The organism is Colwellia sp. MB3u-55 (genome assembly GCF_014076785.1).
Classification (GTDB): domain Bacteria; phylum Pseudomonadota; class Gammaproteobacteria; order Enterobacterales; family Alteromonadaceae; genus Colwellia_A.
In genome coordinates this window covers 20,402-35,553 of sequence record NZ_JACGUS010000115.1, presented here as the reverse complement: position 1 = coordinate 35,553, position 15,152 = coordinate 20,402, and the positions used below count along the sequence as shown (strand labels likewise).

At 38.1% G+C, this 15,152-nt stretch carries 13 protein-coding genes and 4 tRNA genes; 3 read left to right on the top strand and 14 right to left on the bottom strand.

The window, feature by feature from the left end; translation table 11 throughout:
• Window positions 1-91: 91 nt before the first annotated feature.
• From H4J66_RS10975 to H4J66_RS10930, 10 genes are all read right to left on the bottom strand, one after another.
• Window positions 92-2,005, bottom strand: a complete 1,914-nt coding sequence (locus H4J66_RS10975) for a SurA N-terminal domain-containing protein (RefSeq protein WP_182174345.1) — start codon at window positions 2,003-2,005, stop codon at window positions 92-94.
• 196 nt (window positions 2,006-2,201) lie between these two features.
• Window positions 2,202-2,477, bottom strand: a complete 276-nt coding sequence (hupB, locus tag H4J66_RS10970) for a nucleoid-associated protein HU-beta (RefSeq protein WP_070374161.1) — start codon at window positions 2,475-2,477, stop codon at window positions 2,202-2,204.
• Window positions 2,478-2,768: 291 nt separating this feature from the next.
• Window positions 2,769-5,117, bottom strand: coding sequence for an endopeptidase La (gene lon / locus H4J66_RS10965; protein WP_182174342.1), 2,349 nt, complete (start codon window positions 5,115-5,117; stop codon window positions 2,769-2,771).
• Between the two features lie 158 nt (window positions 5,118-5,275).
• On the bottom strand, window positions 5,276-6,553 hold the full coding sequence (clpX, locus tag H4J66_RS10960) for an ATP-dependent protease ATP-binding subunit ClpX (protein ID WP_070374163.1): 1,278 nt from the start codon (window positions 6,551-6,553) through the stop codon (window positions 5,276-5,278).
• A gap of 80 nt (window positions 6,554-6,633) precedes the next feature.
• Window positions 6,634-7,242, bottom strand: a complete 609-nt coding sequence (gene clpP, locus H4J66_RS10955; RefSeq protein WP_083278125.1) for an ATP-dependent Clp endopeptidase proteolytic subunit ClpP — start codon at window positions 7,240-7,242, stop codon at window positions 6,634-6,636.
• A gap of 229 nt (window positions 7,243-7,471) precedes the next feature.
• Window positions 7,472-8,779: a trigger factor gene (tig, locus tag H4J66_RS10950; RefSeq protein WP_182174339.1), complete on the bottom strand. Its 1,308-nt coding sequence runs from the start codon at window positions 8,777-8,779 to the stop codon at window positions 7,472-7,474.
• Between the two features lie 462 nt (window positions 8,780-9,241).
• Window positions 9,242-9,318, bottom strand: a tRNA-Pro gene (locus H4J66_RS10945).
• Between the two features lie 58 nt (window positions 9,319-9,376).
• A tRNA-His gene (locus H4J66_RS10940) sits at window positions 9,377-9,452 on the bottom strand.
• A gap of 17 nt (window positions 9,453-9,469) precedes the next feature.
• Window positions 9,470-9,546, bottom strand: a tRNA-Arg gene (locus H4J66_RS10935).
• A 48-nt stretch (window positions 9,547-9,594) separates the two neighbouring features.
• Window positions 9,595-9,671: transfer RNA gene (locus tag H4J66_RS10930), tRNA-Pro, on the bottom strand.
• A gap of 353 nt (window positions 9,672-10,024) precedes the next feature.
• Between H4J66_RS10930 and folD the strand changes: the two genes are divergently transcribed.
• Both folD and H4J66_RS10920 read left to right on the top strand, forming a co-directional pair.
• A complete protein-coding gene (folD, locus tag H4J66_RS10925) occupies window positions 10,025-10,876 on the top strand; it encodes a bifunctional methylenetetrahydrofolate dehydrogenase/methenyltetrahydrofolate cyclohydrolase FolD (protein ID WP_182174336.1) in 852 nt (283 codons plus the stop codon).
• A 32-nt stretch (window positions 10,877-10,908) separates the two neighbouring features.
• Window positions 10,909-11,397, top strand: a complete 489-nt coding sequence (locus H4J66_RS10920; RefSeq protein ID WP_182174333.1) for a glutathione peroxidase — start codon at window positions 10,909-10,911, stop codon at window positions 11,395-11,397.
• 42 nt (window positions 11,398-11,439) lie between these two features.
• Here the strand turns inward: H4J66_RS10920 and H4J66_RS10915 are convergent, their stop codons facing one another.
• Complete coding sequence (locus H4J66_RS10915; protein ID WP_182174330.1) at window positions 11,440-11,970, bottom strand: redoxin domain-containing protein; 531 nt, start codon at window positions 11,968-11,970, stop codon at window positions 11,440-11,442.
• 59 nt (window positions 11,971-12,029) lie between these two features.
• The gene (locus H4J66_RS10910) at window positions 12,030-12,854 is read right to left on the bottom strand and encodes an SDR family oxidoreductase (protein ID WP_182174327.1); all 825 of its coding nucleotides are present in this window, start codon (window positions 12,852-12,854) and stop codon (window positions 12,030-12,032) included.
• Window positions 12,855-13,033: 179 nt separating this feature from the next.
• Between H4J66_RS10910 and H4J66_RS10905 the strand changes: the two genes are divergently transcribed.
• On the top strand, window positions 13,034-13,417 hold the full coding sequence (locus H4J66_RS10905; protein WP_182174324.1) for a YkgJ family cysteine cluster protein: 384 nt from the start codon (window positions 13,034-13,036) through the stop codon (window positions 13,415-13,417).
• On the opposite strand, the gene H4J66_RS10900 is transcribed toward H4J66_RS10905, so the two are convergent.
• Entirely contained in the window at window positions 13,414-14,595 is a 1,182-nt protein-coding gene (locus H4J66_RS10900) for a DEAD/DEAH box helicase (RefSeq protein ID WP_182174321.1), read from the bottom strand. The two genes, H4J66_RS10905 and H4J66_RS10900, sit on opposite strands and share 4 nt — an antisense overlap.
• Window positions 14,596-14,599: 4 nt before the next feature.
• Entirely contained in the window at window positions 14,600-15,058 is a 459-nt protein-coding gene (locus H4J66_RS10895; RefSeq protein ID WP_070374170.1) for a DUF1456 family protein, read from the bottom strand.
• Between the last annotated feature and the right edge of the window lie 94 nt (window positions 15,059-15,152).

The window sequence follows — 15,152 nt, the reverse complement described above, 5'->3', positions numbered from 1 at the left end:
CTGCAATCAATTTGCAGCCTTCATTTAATTCAATACTAGTTATTAATAAGTATCGTTAGTTAATCGCTTGATAACTGAGTCACTTAGCTACTTAAAACTGAGATACTGGCGCCGCTATTGCTTTACTAGTAATTTCAGCATTAACTTTCAATGATTCAACAAAGCTTTGGTAAGCAGATTGTGCAAGTTGCTGCGTTTGTTGTTGTGCCATTCTTGGATCAAGTGCTTTATCAACATTACTCGCTATAACAGCTTGAACTTCTAATAAGGCTAAATCACCATTATTTAATGTTACCGTCGTTGCTGAAATCTTACCTTCACTTGGATGAGGTAATTTAAAAGCCTCACGACTTAAGCTAGGCGCAATATCACTGCCTGAGCGAGCAACATCAGCTTTTTCAACAAATACGGCGTTAATCGCTGTTAACGGCTCGCTAATATCATTACCGGCTTTAAATGAAACAAGTAAAGAGTCAGCTGTTGTTTGTGCGAGCTCTGTTGCTTTCTCGCTAATTAAGGTATCACGAATTTGCGCAGTAACTTCAGTAAGTGGCTTAACTTCTGCTGGTTGGTACTCTTCTAAACGAATAACAATCGCTAAAGTATCGCTAACTTCAATAATGTCTGAGTTTAAGTTCTCTTGAAGGACTAAGTCAGAGAAAGCAGCTTCGATTACTTTAGGACTATCAAATGGCGCTGTGTTGCCAAATTTGTTTAACCAGTCTGTCGTCATTATTTTTGAGTTAACGGCTTCAGCAGCTTCATCTAAACTATCAGGAGCTTCAAAGCTTAATCGAGCCATTTCTTGTTGTAAATCATAAAACTTATCTTGTGCTTTTGTTTGACTCACTTTTGCTTGCAATTCTACTTCTACATCAGCAAATACTTGAACTTGTTCAGCTTTTAGGTCAGTTAATTTGATGATATGAAAGCCAAAGTCACTTTCAACAATATCACTTACACTATTAATTTCGGTTAACGCGAACGCACCTTCGTCAAACGCATCGCCCATGGCACCACGTTCAATCCATTCTAAATCGCCACCATTTTCACCGCTAAAAGTATCGTCTGAACTTTCTTTGGCTAAAGTAGCAAAATCTTCACCTGCATTAACACGGGCTAATAAAGCTTCTGCCGTTACTTTTGCCACAACTTCATCATCACCAAACTCAATTAAAATATGAGCAACACGGCGCTGTTCGTCTTGACGATAGCTAGCAATATTCTCTTGGTAGTAAGCTTTAACATCATCGTCACTGACTTCAATTGTTTTTGCAATTTCGTTAACATCAAGTGTGATGTAGTTAAGTTTTACTTTCTCTTCGTTTTCAAAACGGGCTTGATTAGCTAAGTAGTACTGATTAATTGCATCGTCAGTTAACTCAATACCGGCTTTAAACTGTTCAGCATTAATTGTCGCATAGCGGACGTTACGCTTTTGGTTTTGTAAAGCGTTTGCCCATTTTTCTTGGTATGGCAAGTTGAACTCACTGGCAACAAGTGCTTGTGTTAATTGACGACGAGTCATTTGAACACGTAAGTAATCACGAAAATCTGAAGATTGATAGAAACCGGCTTGGTTAATCATCGCTAAATAACGATTATTATCGAAAACACCATCAACCTGAAATTCAGTCATCGTGCGGATCGTTTGCTTTATACTTTGATCAGAAGCGCGAATAGACATATTAACTGTACTTTGATCAATCAGTTTTTCATTGATTAGGTTATCTAAAATACCGTTACGAAAGTTCGCCATATAATTTTCATCTGCTGATAATGTTTCGAACATATCACCAAATTGTTGTGCCATACGATTACGTTGCGCTTGATAAGCTTTATTAAAAGCATCTTGTGATATTTTTTCACCGTTAACGTCAGCGACAGATGTGTCTACTGAGTTGGTATAAGTACCAATTCCCGCTAAAGCAAAAGTTAAAATAACTAAACCTAGGATTGATTTTGCAATCCAGCCCTGTGAACCTTCTCGAATATTTTCTAACATCTTTTTCTCTATTTATTACGACAGATATATCTTTGTTCAGGATTCTATCAGAAGCATCACTGACCTTGAAGTAGCAGACGAAGATTTAATTATTTTATAGTGATATAAATGAAGCTATTTATGGGATATGTAAAATAAAAAAAGCCTTCGTTTAAAAAGGCTTTTCTAATTTATCTACAAAAATTGAAGCAGATAATTATGGATTAACTGAATCTTTTAATGCTTTACCAGCTTTAAATGCTGGGATTTTAGCTGCAGCGATTTGAATAGTTGCACCCGTCTGTGGGTTGCGGCCAGTGCGAGCAGCACGGTCACGTACTGAGAAAGTACCAAAACCAACTAGAGCAACTTGCTCACCATTTTTCAATTCGTCTGTAACAGCTTCAATAAATGAATCTAACGCACGACCAGCAGCAGCTTTAGAGATGTCTGCGCCAGCAGCGATTTTTTCGATTAGTTGAGATTTGTTCACAAGTATTCCCCTTCAATTGTTATTATTCAGTGCCATCATTTGTTTTAGCGTCCTGCGGAAACTTTTATATTGAGCTTCTTTTGAACATCAAGCACTGTGTTTAAGAAAATAAAATTTATTATTTATTTTTATCTTAACCAAACCCTAATCCTATGTATGGATAGGGGTCTAGCGTTATCAGCGACATTAACTTAACACAGTTTCAGTGTATGAAAAGCAAAAATCACTGTTTTTTGTTAATTTTTTGCAATTTTTTCTTTTATTTACTAAAAAAACAGCAATTTTTACAAATTAGTTGCCTAAGTTGAATTTTTCTACAGGATGTTCTAAGGCAATATCTAATACCTCTTCTATCCATTTTACCGGATGAATAACCAAATCACCTTTAACATTGTCAGGAATTTCTTCCAAATCACGTTCATTATCTTTTGGAATAATGACCGTTTTAATACCACCACGATGCGCAGCCAAGAGTTTTTCTTTTAAGCCACCAATAGGAAGTACTTCACCTCGTAACGTAATTTCACCTGTCATAGCAACATCAGCTCTGACCGGATTACCGGTTAAGCTAGAAACTAATGCCGTACACATACCAACACCGGCGCTTGGCCCGTCTTTTGGTGTAGCACCTTCAGGGACATGGACATGGATGTCACGTTTTTCATGAAAATCAGCATTAATACGAAATTTATCGGCTCGACTACGCACAACCGTCATCGCTGCTTGTATCGATTCCTGCATCACGTCACCTAAAGAACCGGTGTAAGTCAGTTTACCTTTACCAGGAACCGAAGCGGTTTCTATAGTCAATAACTCACCACCTACCGATGTCCACGCTAAACCAGTTACTTGACCTATTCTATTTTCACTATCCGCTTTACCATAATCAAAACGTTGTACACCCAAAAATTCAGATAAGTTATCTTGATTAATAGTGACTTTCTTAATGGTTTTATCTAATAAAATCGCTTTTACCGCTTTACGACAAAGTTTTGATATCTCTCGCTCTAAGCCACGTACTCCAGCTTCTCTTGTGTAGTAGCGAATGATCCCCATAATAGCGCTGTCTTCAATTGAAATTTCTTTCTCTTTTAGACCATTACGACCAACTTGCTTATCAAGTAAGTGATTCTTGGCAATATTAAGCTTCTCATCTTCGGTATAACCCGACAAACGAATAACTTCCATGCGATCCAATAAAGGTCCGGGGATATCCATACTATTAGAAGTAGCAACAAACATCACATCGGATAAATCATAATCAACTTCCAAGTAATGGTCGTTAAACGTCGTATTTTGCTCCGGATCAAGCACTTCCAGTAAAGCAGATGCAGGATCGCCACGCATATCAGACGCCATTTTATCTATTTCATCTAATAAAAAGAGTGGATTCTTAACCCCAACTTTAGCAATTTTTTGAATCAACTTACCTGGCAAAGAACCAATATATGTGCGGCGATGGCCTCGGATTTCAGCTTCATCACGCACACCACCTAGTGCCATACGCACGTATTTACGTCCGGTTGACTTAGCAATAGATTGTCCTAAAGACGTTTTACCAACCCCTGGAGGGCCAACTAAACAAAGAATAGGTCCTTTTAGCTGGCTAACACGTTGCTGCACCGCTAAATACTCTAAAATACGTTCTTTAACTTTATCTAAACCGTAATGATCTTTATCTAAAATATCTTGAGCAAGCTTTAAGTTACGCTTTAACTTACTACGCTTCTTCCAAGGTACACTGATCATCCAGTCGATGTATGAGCGAACCACGGTTGCTTCTGCCGACATCGGTGACATCATTTTTAATTTCCGTACTTCAGCTAAAGTCTTTTCTTTAGCTTCTTCGGGCATTTGCGCATCTTCAATTTGCTTTTCAAGCTGCTCAACTTCGTTTGAACCTTCTTCGTCATCGCCTAATTCTTTTTGAATGGCTTTCATTTGCTCATTCAAATAATATTCGCGCTGACTTTTTTCCATTTGTTTTTTAACACGGGTACGAATTTTCTTTTCAACTTGTAATAAGTCAATTTCGCCTTCCATCAGTGCCATTAGGTATTCAAGACGTTGAGCAACATTCTCTATTTCTAGTACCTTTTGCTTTTCAGCTAACTTTAATGGCATATGTGCAGCCATGGTATCCGCTAATTGTTCGGCATCATCAATACCTGAAACTGAAGTTAACACTTCAGGTGGTATTTTTTTATTGAGTTTGACATAACCTTCAAACTGAGAAATAGCCGAACGAACCAAGACTTCGCAATCGTCTTCGTTAACGGTTTCTACGTCAAGAAACTCAATATCGGCAGTGAAGTATTCTTGTGTTTCAACAAATTGAGTTATACGCGCTCTACGCGCTCCTTCAACTAACACTTTCACCGTGCCGTCAGGTAATTTTAACATTTGTAAAATAGTGGCAATCGTACCCGCACGATAAACATCATCGGCTGTAGGGTCGTCAACTGCGGCATCTTTTTGTGCAACAAGAAAAACCTGCTTGTCGTTTTCCATTGCGATATCTAAACAGCGAATAGATTTTTCGCGACCTACAAATAATGGGATCACCATTTGGGGATAGACAACAACGTCGCGCAAGGCTAGAACAGGAATTTCATTGATACCAGATAACTCTTCGGTCATAGGTTACTCTCTCGAAAATCAGTAGGGAAAAAATTGTAGTTAAAAAGTATATGGGGATTTTAGTAAAGCTTTCAACGGATAGACAAAAAAAAAGAGTTAAATGACCAATGTCATCTAACTCTTTTTGTGGAAACACCTAAAATCTTAGCAATGAACGGCTATTCGCTCGCTACTTTTTCCTGTGGTGTGTCGTAAATAATAATTGGTTTTGATTCACCTTTTATTACTGTTTCATCGACCACAACTTTTATCGCATCATTCATTGATGGCAATTCGTACATGGTATCAAGTAAGACACTTTCAACAATTGAGCGTAAACCACGCGCACCCGTTTTACGCACCATAGCTTTGTGTGCAATAGCAATTAATGCATCTTCTCTGAACTCTAATTCAACGTTTTCCATGTCAAACAATGCACCAAACTGCTTAGTTAGCGCATTTTTAGGCTCTTGCAATATTTGGATTAATGCGTCTTCATCAAGTTCTGTTAATGTTGCTACAACAGGCAAACGACCAATAAATTCAGGAATTAAACCATACTTAATCAGATCTTCTGGCTCAACATCTTGTAAATGTTGGGTTAGCGTTTTCTTGCTATCTTTGCCACGAACTTCTGCGCCAAAACCTATACCTGCACCTGTATGCGAACGTTGCTCAACAACTTTATCTAAACCGGCAAATGCGCCACCACAGATAAATAAGATTTTTGAAGTATCAACCTGCAAAAACTCTTGTTGAGGATGTTTACGCCCACCTTGTGGTGGAACTGAAGCAATAGTGCCTTCAATAAGCTTCAACAATGCTTGCTGAACACCTTCACCTGATACATCACGCGTGATTGATGGATTATCTGATTTACGAGAAATTTTATCAATTTCATCGATGTAAACAATACCACGCTGGGCTTTTTCAACATCGTAATCACATTTTTGTAAAAGCTTTTGGATGATGTTTTCAACATCTTCACCAACATAACCTGCTTCAGTTAATGTCGTGGCATCAGCCATAGTAAAGGGCACATCAAGCAAACGCGCTAAGGTTTCAGCCAGTAATGTTTTACCACTACCCGTTGGGCCAATAAGTAAAATATTACTTTTACTTAACTCTATACCATTGTGAGAGTCACCATTGCGTAAACGTTTGTAGTGATTATAAACCGCTACGGCTAATACTTTTTTCGCGTGATCTTGACCAATAACGTAGTCATCTAAACTTTCACGGATCTCTATCGGTGTAGGTAAGCTTTCTTTTTCTTCTTTCGGGGAAATTTCTTTTATTTCTTCACGAATAATATCGTTGCACAGTTCGACACACTCATCACAAACAAATACTGACGGACCAGCAATAAGTTTACGAACTTCATGTTGGCTCTTGCCACAAAACGAACAATACAAAAGCTTGCCGTTATCACCGTCACCATTTTTAATATCGGTCATACGGAACCTCAATTTGTTTAATTTCTAATACAGATACTGTTAAGTATTTCATAAATTATCTAGTTCACAAAGTTGTGAAATTATTTATCTAATCTTTCTGTTAATATAGAGTCAACTAATCCATATTCAACCGCACTTTCTGCACTTAAGAAGTTGTCACGGTCGGTGTCATGAGAAACTTTCTCTAATGACTGACCTGTATGCTCAGCCATTAAAGTGTTCAATTTGGTTTTAATATAAAGAATTTCTTTCGCATGAATTTCAAAATCAGATGCTTGACCTTGGAAACCACCAAGTGGCTGATGAATCATCACACGGGCGTTTGGTAGACAGTAACGTTTACCTTTTTCACCGCCTGATAATAAGAATGCGCCCATACTAGCCGCCTGACCAATACATACGGTACTGATGTTTGGCTTAATAAACTTCATCGTATCGTAAATAGCCATACCTGCAGTTACCGAACCGCCAGGTGAATTAATATATAAGTATATATCTTTATCAGGACTTTCAGACTCAAGGAATAATAACTGAGCAACAATCAAATTAGCCATGTGATCTTCAACTTGACCACACAAGAAAATAACACGCTCTTTTAAAAGTCTTGAATAAATATCGAACGAGCGCTCACCCTTAGGTGTTTGCTCAATAACCATTGGCACTAAAGCACTATCGATAGTGCTGGTGATTTTCTGAGAATTATTTTGAGAAGTAAACAACTAAAATTTCCTTTCTATATAAAAAATGGCTCGTATGTCCCCATACCAGCCATTTAAGCGATTGCTTGACATAATGTCAATCTAAAAGGTCTACCAATTCACATTTGTTTCACTAAAGTGCTACAAATTTAAGCAAATGGCAGCCACTGAGCCAATTAAGTTTCTTTGCTCAGTGGCAAGAATCCTAAAAGACTCAGTCTTATTTACCTTCTGGATTCATTATATCTTTAAAGCTTGCATTCTTTTTATTAACTTTTGCGCTTTCAAGTAACAATTCGACAGCTTGCTCTTCTAATGCAACATTCTGCATTTGTTGGTTAAGCTCTTTGTTTGTTGCGTAGTACTCGATAACTTCTTTTGGATCTTCGTAAGCTGATGCGGCTGATGCAATTAATTCGTTAACTTTGTTTTCATCAACTTTTAATTCATTAACTTTGATCACTTCACCTAGTAACAAACCAACTTTAACACGGCGTTTAGCTTGCTCTTCAAACATATCAGCTGGAAGCTCTGGCATGTTATTAAGATCCATTTGACCCGCAAAACGTTGCATTGCTTGCTTACGTAAAACGTCAATTTCTTGAGCGATTAACGCTTTAGGAATTTCAACATCGTTAGCAGCTAATAAGCCTTCGATTACTTGCTCTTTAACTTTAGCTTTAACCGCTTGGGTTAACTCACGAGTCATGTTAGTGCTTACTTCAGTGCGTAATGCTTCTACACCACCTTCTTGAACACCAAACAATTTAGCAAAATCTTCATCGATTGTTGGTAAGACTGGACCTTCAGTTTTATGAAGAACTATATCAAACTCTGCTTCTTTGCCTTTTAGGTTTTCAGCATGGTAATCATCAGGGAAAGTCACTTTAATTGTTTTTTCATCGCCAGCTTTCATGCCAGTAATTTCTTTTTCAAAACCTGGGATCATGCGACCAGCGCCTAACTCAAGTTCGAAATCTTTAGCTTCGCCGCCTTCAAAAACTTCACCGTCAACACGGCCAGTAAAATCTAAAACAAGTTTGTCACCGGCTTTAGTTTTACGCTTGTTTTCTTTCCACGTTTTATGTTGATTCTGTAATGTAATAAACATTTCATCTAAATCAGCATCTGTAACTTCAACGTCAGGACGTTCAACGTTAATTGAATCTAAGCCCGTTAAAGTAACTTCAGGGTAAACTTCAAAAGTAGCTTCGAATTCTAGCGCTTTGCCGTCTTCATTGCTTTTAGCAATAAAACTTGGACGACCAGCTGGATTCATTTTTTCTGCAACGATTGCATCAACAAAGTTACGTTGCATTAATTCGCCAGCAACTTCTTGACGAACTGATTGACCGTAACGCTTTTGGATAACAGTCGCAGGAACTTTACCTGGACGGAAACCATTAATTCGCTGGGTTTTTGATATGTGACGAAGACGGTTTTTAACTTCTACATCTACTGATTCTGCAGGAACAGAAATAGTTAACTTACGTTCCAAACCTTGTGTAGTCTCTACTGAAACTTGCATTTTAATACCTCAAAACTTAGCGTTTTAGTAACGCTTTCAATAACACAACTACTTCACAGCTTAATTAGCCAAAGAGTGTGACGTTTGTAGCCCTATAACCAATGCTACAGAAGCCCGAAAAATCAGAGTAAATACCAACACCAATAAATAATTCCTCGCTCAGCGAGGTTTAAAAGGCATGATATAGACCTAGATTTTAAAATAATGACGCGAAATTATAGCGATGCTTGTTATAAGAGTCGACCCTTTAATGACGTTATTTTTGACTTATTTTTTAAATGGGTGATAAAACGAGTAAAAACAGTGTGTGCTGACTTCATTTAAATGTAATAAATTAAGTCTAAAGTGCATAAAGATTGGTGTAACGGGTAGTTAAAGAGTTGTTTTAGATTAAATTTATGATTTATAAATAGAAATGTATACGGGGAGTTAACAAAGATAATAGGACTCTAAAATAAGAAGTGGTCGGTGATGCAAGATTCGAACTTGCGACCCCTTGGACCCAAACCAAGTGCGCTACCAAGCTGCGCTAATCACCGACATTTTCTACTTAACCTACTTCACTACAATATTTTATCGCCATCTCTTGAGAAAAAATGGGGTGGCTAAAGGGACTTGAACCCTCGACAACCGGAATCACAATCCGGGGCTCTACCAACTGAGCTATAGCCACCATTGTAAAATACTGTTTGGTACGCCCTGCAGGATTCGAACCTGCGACCCACGCCTTAGAAGGGCGTTGCTCTATCCAGCTGAGCTAAGGGCGCACATTACCTACAGGCCAAATTTCTAGTTATTAAAAATAATTAAAAAAGTGGTCGGTGATGCAAGATTCGAACTTGCGACCCCTTGGACCCAAACCAAGTGCGCTACCAAGCTGCGCTAATCACCGATATGTACTGCGTTTAAAAGAACTAAAAATACGTCCCTTTCAACGGATGCGGATATTACCTAGTTGCCTGAGTCCCGTCAAACCTTTTTTATAAAAAAATAACCGTTTGCTCACTTTTAAAACAAGCCGCTTGATAATCAGCACTTATTGCCTATAAATATAGCAACTCTTCAATTACCAATAAATTCTGTTATTGGCCTACTTGTTTAGCGGATATTTTATTTTTAAATCTTCATTTGACGATATATTACCGAATAAAAGACCATTTATAGGAACAGTAGCTATAACAGTCTAGGTTTTTATGCGAAAATAGTGTCGTTTTTCATCATTTAACTAAGTTAATAGAAACTATCATGACAGCAACTCTTATAGACGGTAAATATATTGCTCAGCAGCTTAGGCTCTCAGTAAAAGAAAAAGTAGCAGTACGCATTAAAAATGGCTTACGACCTCCCGGGCTAGCCGTGATATTAGTCGGCTCAGATCCTGCTTCACAGGTTTATGTTGGTAGTAAGCGTAAAGCATGTGAAGAAGTTGGTTTTCTTTCTCGCTCATATGATCTGCCCCCAACAACCACTCAAGCTGAATTATTTACTTTAATTGATGAATTAAATAATGACGAAAATATTGATGGTATTCTTGTTCAGCTCCCTTTGCCAAAAGGTTTAGATGCTAATTTAATTATCGAGCATATTAACCCTTTAAAAGATGTTGATGGCTTCCACCCATTCAACGTTGGCAAACTAGCACTTCGCCAGCCAGGATTGCGCCCCTGTACACCTAAGGGCATTATCAAACTGATAGAGACTACCGGTATAGACCCACATGGTTTAGAGGCGGTTATAGTCGGTGCTTCAAATATTGTTGGTCGTCCAATGACGTTAGAACTATTACTGGCCGGTTGCACAGTAACCACCACACATAGATTCACTAAAAATCTTGAAGATAAAATACGTAACGCTGACTTACTTGTTGTGGCCGTAGGAAAACCTGAGTTCATTCCTGGAGAATGGATTAAGGCTGGCGCTATTGTTATTGATGTGGGGATTAACCGTTTAGACAATGGCAAACTTGTTGGTGATGTCGGTTTTGATGTAGCTCAGACGAAAGCCGCTTACATTACGCCCGTACCTGGCGGCGTAGGCCCAATGACAGTAGCAAGTTTAATCGAGAACACTTTGATAGCTTGTGAAGAATTTCACTAAATTTTAAGCCGCTTAATATAAAGGAATAATCAATGTCTGACGCTATTTATCAGTTTAATGCACTAAACAATAAAAAAGAAACCGTTGAGTTGAAAGACTATCAAGGTAAGGTAATGCTTATTGTAAATACGGCAAGTGCCTGCGGATTTACGCCACAATATGAAGGCTTACAATCCCTTTACAGTGAGTATCAAACACAAGGTTTAGCGGTTTTAGCTTTTCCTTGTAATCAGTTTAAGCAACAAGAAAAAGGCAGTAATGAGGAAATACAGCAGTTTTGTGATCTAACGTTTAATATCAAATTCCCATTATTTGATAAAATTGATGTTAATGGCGACAACACTCACCCTCTTTTTAACTTTTTAAAGGCAAAAGCACCTGGAATACTAGGTTCTAAGAGCATCAAGTGGAATTTCACTAAGTTTTTAGTGAACAAAAAAGGCCAAGTGGTTAAACGCTATGCGCCAACCACTAAACCAACTAGCATTAAAGCGGATATAGAAAAGTTACTCGCTGAGTAACTTATAATGAGCAGCCAAAAAGTATTGGCTGCTCTTATTATCTTATTGAGCTTTTGCTACTTTTAACATTTCAAGGTTACTAGCAATATCTTCTGCCGCTGTTCTTGGCGAAATATCATCATCTATTTTCAAGATTTTACCTTCTTTAGAAATATAAAATGTCACACGACTAGCAACCTGCATCATATTCAACACATCGTAGGCTTTTGCAGTCGCTTTTGTTGGATCGCTTAACATCGGAAAGTCTGCGCCGGTTTTCTTAGCAAAATCTCTGTTGTCATCTAATGGGTCAACACTGGCCATAACGTAACTTGCATTATACGCTCTGATCAAATGCCCCTTCTCAACCAATGACTTACATTCAATGGTACAACCACGCGTGTTAGCCATTGGATACCAAGCTAAAACAACCGCTTGCTTACCTTGGTAGTCACTGAGTTGGTAATAATCACCATTGGTGGCTTGCAATTTAAAATCTGGTGCTTGCTCTCCCACTTTTAAATCAGAGGCTAACAAGCTAAAGCTCGTCATTAATGCTAAAAATGTACAAACTACTTTTGATGTTCTTTTCATCAGAGTTACCTTTTAAAAATGAATAATATTTTATTGTTAGTTTACCTTATTTTAGCTCATTAACCTTTAGCTAAAAGATTATCGAGCCAACTTGTCGGTAGTATACGTTTGAATACGGCAAATAGTTTAGTAGGCACGGTAATTCTGTATCTTATTTTCGGGCGTTTACTCTCTAAAGCATGGATCAACGCTTTGGTGACATCTGCCGCTTCTAAGGTAAATTTTGCATTCGAGGTTTTACTGGCCAGTCTTGCTATTTGTTGTTGATACTCAACATGATGGACACTGTCTTTAGCGTCAATATTGGCTGTAAAAGCACTTAAGGCATTGGCGCGAAATTGAGTATTAATGGGACCCGGCTGTAAAAGTATCACTGCGATATTCGCTGATCTCAATTCTAACCTTAAGGTGTCAGATAAACCTTCAACAGCATATTTTGAGGCATTATAAGCGCCACGATAAGCCATAGAAACAAAGCCTAACACCGAGCTACATTGAATAATTCGGCCATGACCTTGCTTGCGCATAATCGGAATCACTTGTTTAGTCAGTTCGTGCCAGCCAAAAACATTGCTTTCAAATTGGCTTATAAGCGCTTGAGTTGGTAAGTCTTCTAGTGCACCCGGTTGACCATAGGCACCATTATTAAAAAGAAAATCTAATGTCCCCCCCGTTTCATTGAGCACAAAAGCAAGTGCCGCATGGATACTGTCAACTTGGCTTAAATCAAGCTGGCAAGCGGTTAAACCCTTTTCTTGTAGCATAACGACATCGGCTTGTTTTCTTGCGGTAGCAAAAACTTGATAGCCTCTTGTTGATAACGTCAGGGCTGCATCTAAGCCAATACCGCTTGAACAACCTGTTATTAAAATAGATTTTTTCACGTTGTTATTATTACCTTTAATTCGAAAATTTGCTTTATTGTCGGTGAGCATACTGGGGATATCAAATCAGCACAAGGTGAGATAATTAATTGTATAAAGAAACACGAATGCCTTACGCAATAATTGTTAGGCTAACATGATACACTTTTGTTTAAACACTAAAACGAGTCAAGCAACCATTGAAAGATTGTAATCAATGTGGAAAATGCTGTATAAAATATGGCGACGGAGGCATAGCAGCTTCGATTGAAGATATTGAAATGTGGGAAATTTTTCGCCCGCACATTCATCAATATGTAATAAAAGATAAGATTTGGTTTAATCCTCAAACCGGTAAGCAACTGACACAGTGCCCTTTCCTAGAAAAGATGCCTAACCAAGATGCTAGCGAGCAAGTTAAATATACTTGTGCCATTTATCAAGACCGCCCTGAAGACTGCCGGGATTATCCGAGTAATATCAGTGAGATGATCAGGGATGAGTGTAAAATGATAGAAATCATCGATTTAACCCATCCCCAACAAGCACAATACAAACTTAATAAATTAATGAGCCGTAGTTAACGTTTATTTTTTGGCACGTAATTTAATATAGAAAGTGGCACCACTTTTTTGACTGGAAATCCTTCAAATTCTTTGCGTTTAATAACATGTCCTAAACGGCTTTCTATCGCACACAAGTTTCTAAAGTTGTCCTTGGCTACAAATGATACCGCTTCTCCAGAGGCTCCCGCTCGACCTGTTCGACCAATACGGTGAATATAGTCATCGACTTGATCTGGTAAGTCGTAATTAACCACTCGAGTTAGCTCGCCGATATCAAGACCACGTGAAGCAATACCTGTTGCGACAAGAAACTTAATTTTACCGACTTTAAAATCATTAAGAACTTGTTCTCGCATCGCTTGTGTTCTGCCACCATGAATAGACTCGGCACTAATGCCACGTTTTTCTAGCTGGCTAACAAGTTTAGCTGCACCGTGTTTTGTTTCGATAAAGATCAGCGCTTGCTGCCATTGATGTTCAATAATTAAATGGCTCAGTAATGCCGATTTATTACCTTTATCAACCGTTATTAACCATTGGTCAATTTTAGGTTTAGAGGCACTATTATTGCCGATAGAGATTTCTGTCGCATTACTAAAAGTACGCTTTGATAACGTTCGAACATCATCAGAAATAGTGGCTGAAAACAGTAAGTTTTGACGTTCGAGTGGCAAACGTTCAATGATTTTATTGATATCTTCAATAAAACCCATATCAAGCATTCTGTCAGCTTCATCTAAAACAAGGACTTCAAGTTCATCAAAATGCAGAGCACGTTGATGAGCCATATCAAGTAATCGTCCGGGAGTCGCAACAACAATATCAACCCCCCAAATAAGCTTCTGCCTTTGCGGTTCAATGTCAGTACCACCGTACATTGCCATTGAGCTTAGGTCTAAATACTTACCATAATCACGGATACTTTGTTCTACTTGAACGGCAAGTTCACGTGTTGGCGTAAGAATAAGCGCTCGAATACGTTTGCCACGTAATTTTCGTTCGGTATTAAGTTTTTCAAGCATGGGTAAAACAAAACTGGCCGTTTTACCTGTACCTGTTTGCGCTGCAGCAACAAGGTTTTTTCCCGATAAAATAACCGGAATGGCTTTTTTCTGAATAGCCGTTGGCTCGCTATATTTTAAGTCAGCAAGTGCTTTTAAAAGCGGTTCACTTAATCCCAGTGTCGAAAATGGCATAATACTATCCTTGAAGTTTAATTTTTAAACCTTTAATAAAGGTCGATAAAACTTCATCACTACAATCTCTATAATGTTTATTATTGATGCTTCTAAAAAATGCACTTAATTCATATTTGGTTAAGCTCAACTCGGCTAATTCAAGCGTATCGATCACTTCATCAGCTTGTAGAGAAAAAGCAATTTTCAACTTATTAAAAATAGCGTTATTAGTTAAGACAGCTTCAGGAACCGCTTGTGGTCCTTCTTTTGCGCCTCTTCTTTCAACAATCAAACCATTGAGGAAACTAGCAAATTCTACGTCAAGTAGTTCAACATAAGTCTCATCGTCTTTTTCTTTATAAAAACAAACCAATTGCTCTGCTGATATTTCACAAGCGTTTAATTTAAAGACGGCACGGGTTTTTTCGTCATCAAAATCAAGTAAAGTACTTAAGCGACGAAGAATATCATTGTTTATCATGTTTAGACCTAGAGAACGTTGTTAAGGTGAAGGCAGCAGTAGAGTTGTCTTCAGAGTGGTAGAGAGTATAGCGCACTCATTTTAAATATTGGCT

What these genes read in the sequence shown, in the direction of transcription:
- H4J66_RS10975 (WP_182174345.1), bottom strand. Translation starts at nt 2,005, where the DNA reads ATGTTAGAAAATATTCGAGAAGGTTCACAGGGCTGGATTGCAAAATCA.
- lon (WP_182174342.1), bottom strand. Translation starts at nt 5,117, where the DNA reads ATGACCGAAGAGTTATCTGGTATCAATGAAATTCCTGTTCTAGCCTTG.
- clpX (WP_070374163.1), bottom strand. Translation starts at nt 6,553, where the DNA reads ATGACCGATATTAAAAATGGTGACGGTGATAACGGCAAGCTTTTGTAT.
- tig (WP_182174339.1), bottom strand. Translation starts at nt 8,779, where the DNA reads ATGCAAGTTTCAGTAGAGACTACACAAGGTTTGGAACGTAAGTTAACT.
- folD (WP_182174336.1), top strand. Translation starts at nt 10,025, where the DNA reads ATGACAGCAACTCTTATAGACGGTAAATATATTGCTCAGCAGCTTAGG.
- H4J66_RS10920 (WP_182174333.1), top strand. Translation starts at nt 10,909, where the DNA reads ATGTCTGACGCTATTTATCAGTTTAATGCACTAAACAATAAAAAAGAA.
- H4J66_RS10915 (WP_182174330.1), bottom strand. Translation starts at nt 11,970, where the DNA reads ATGAAAAGAACATCAAAAGTAGTTTGTACATTTTTAGCATTAATGACG.
- H4J66_RS10900 (WP_182174321.1), bottom strand. Translation starts at nt 14,595, where the DNA reads ATGCCATTTTCGACACTGGGATTAAGTGAACCGCTTTTAAAAGCACTT.
- H4J66_RS10895 (WP_070374170.1), bottom strand. Translation starts at nt 15,058, where the DNA reads ATGATAAACAATGATATTCTTCGTCGCTTAAGTACTTTACTTGATTTT.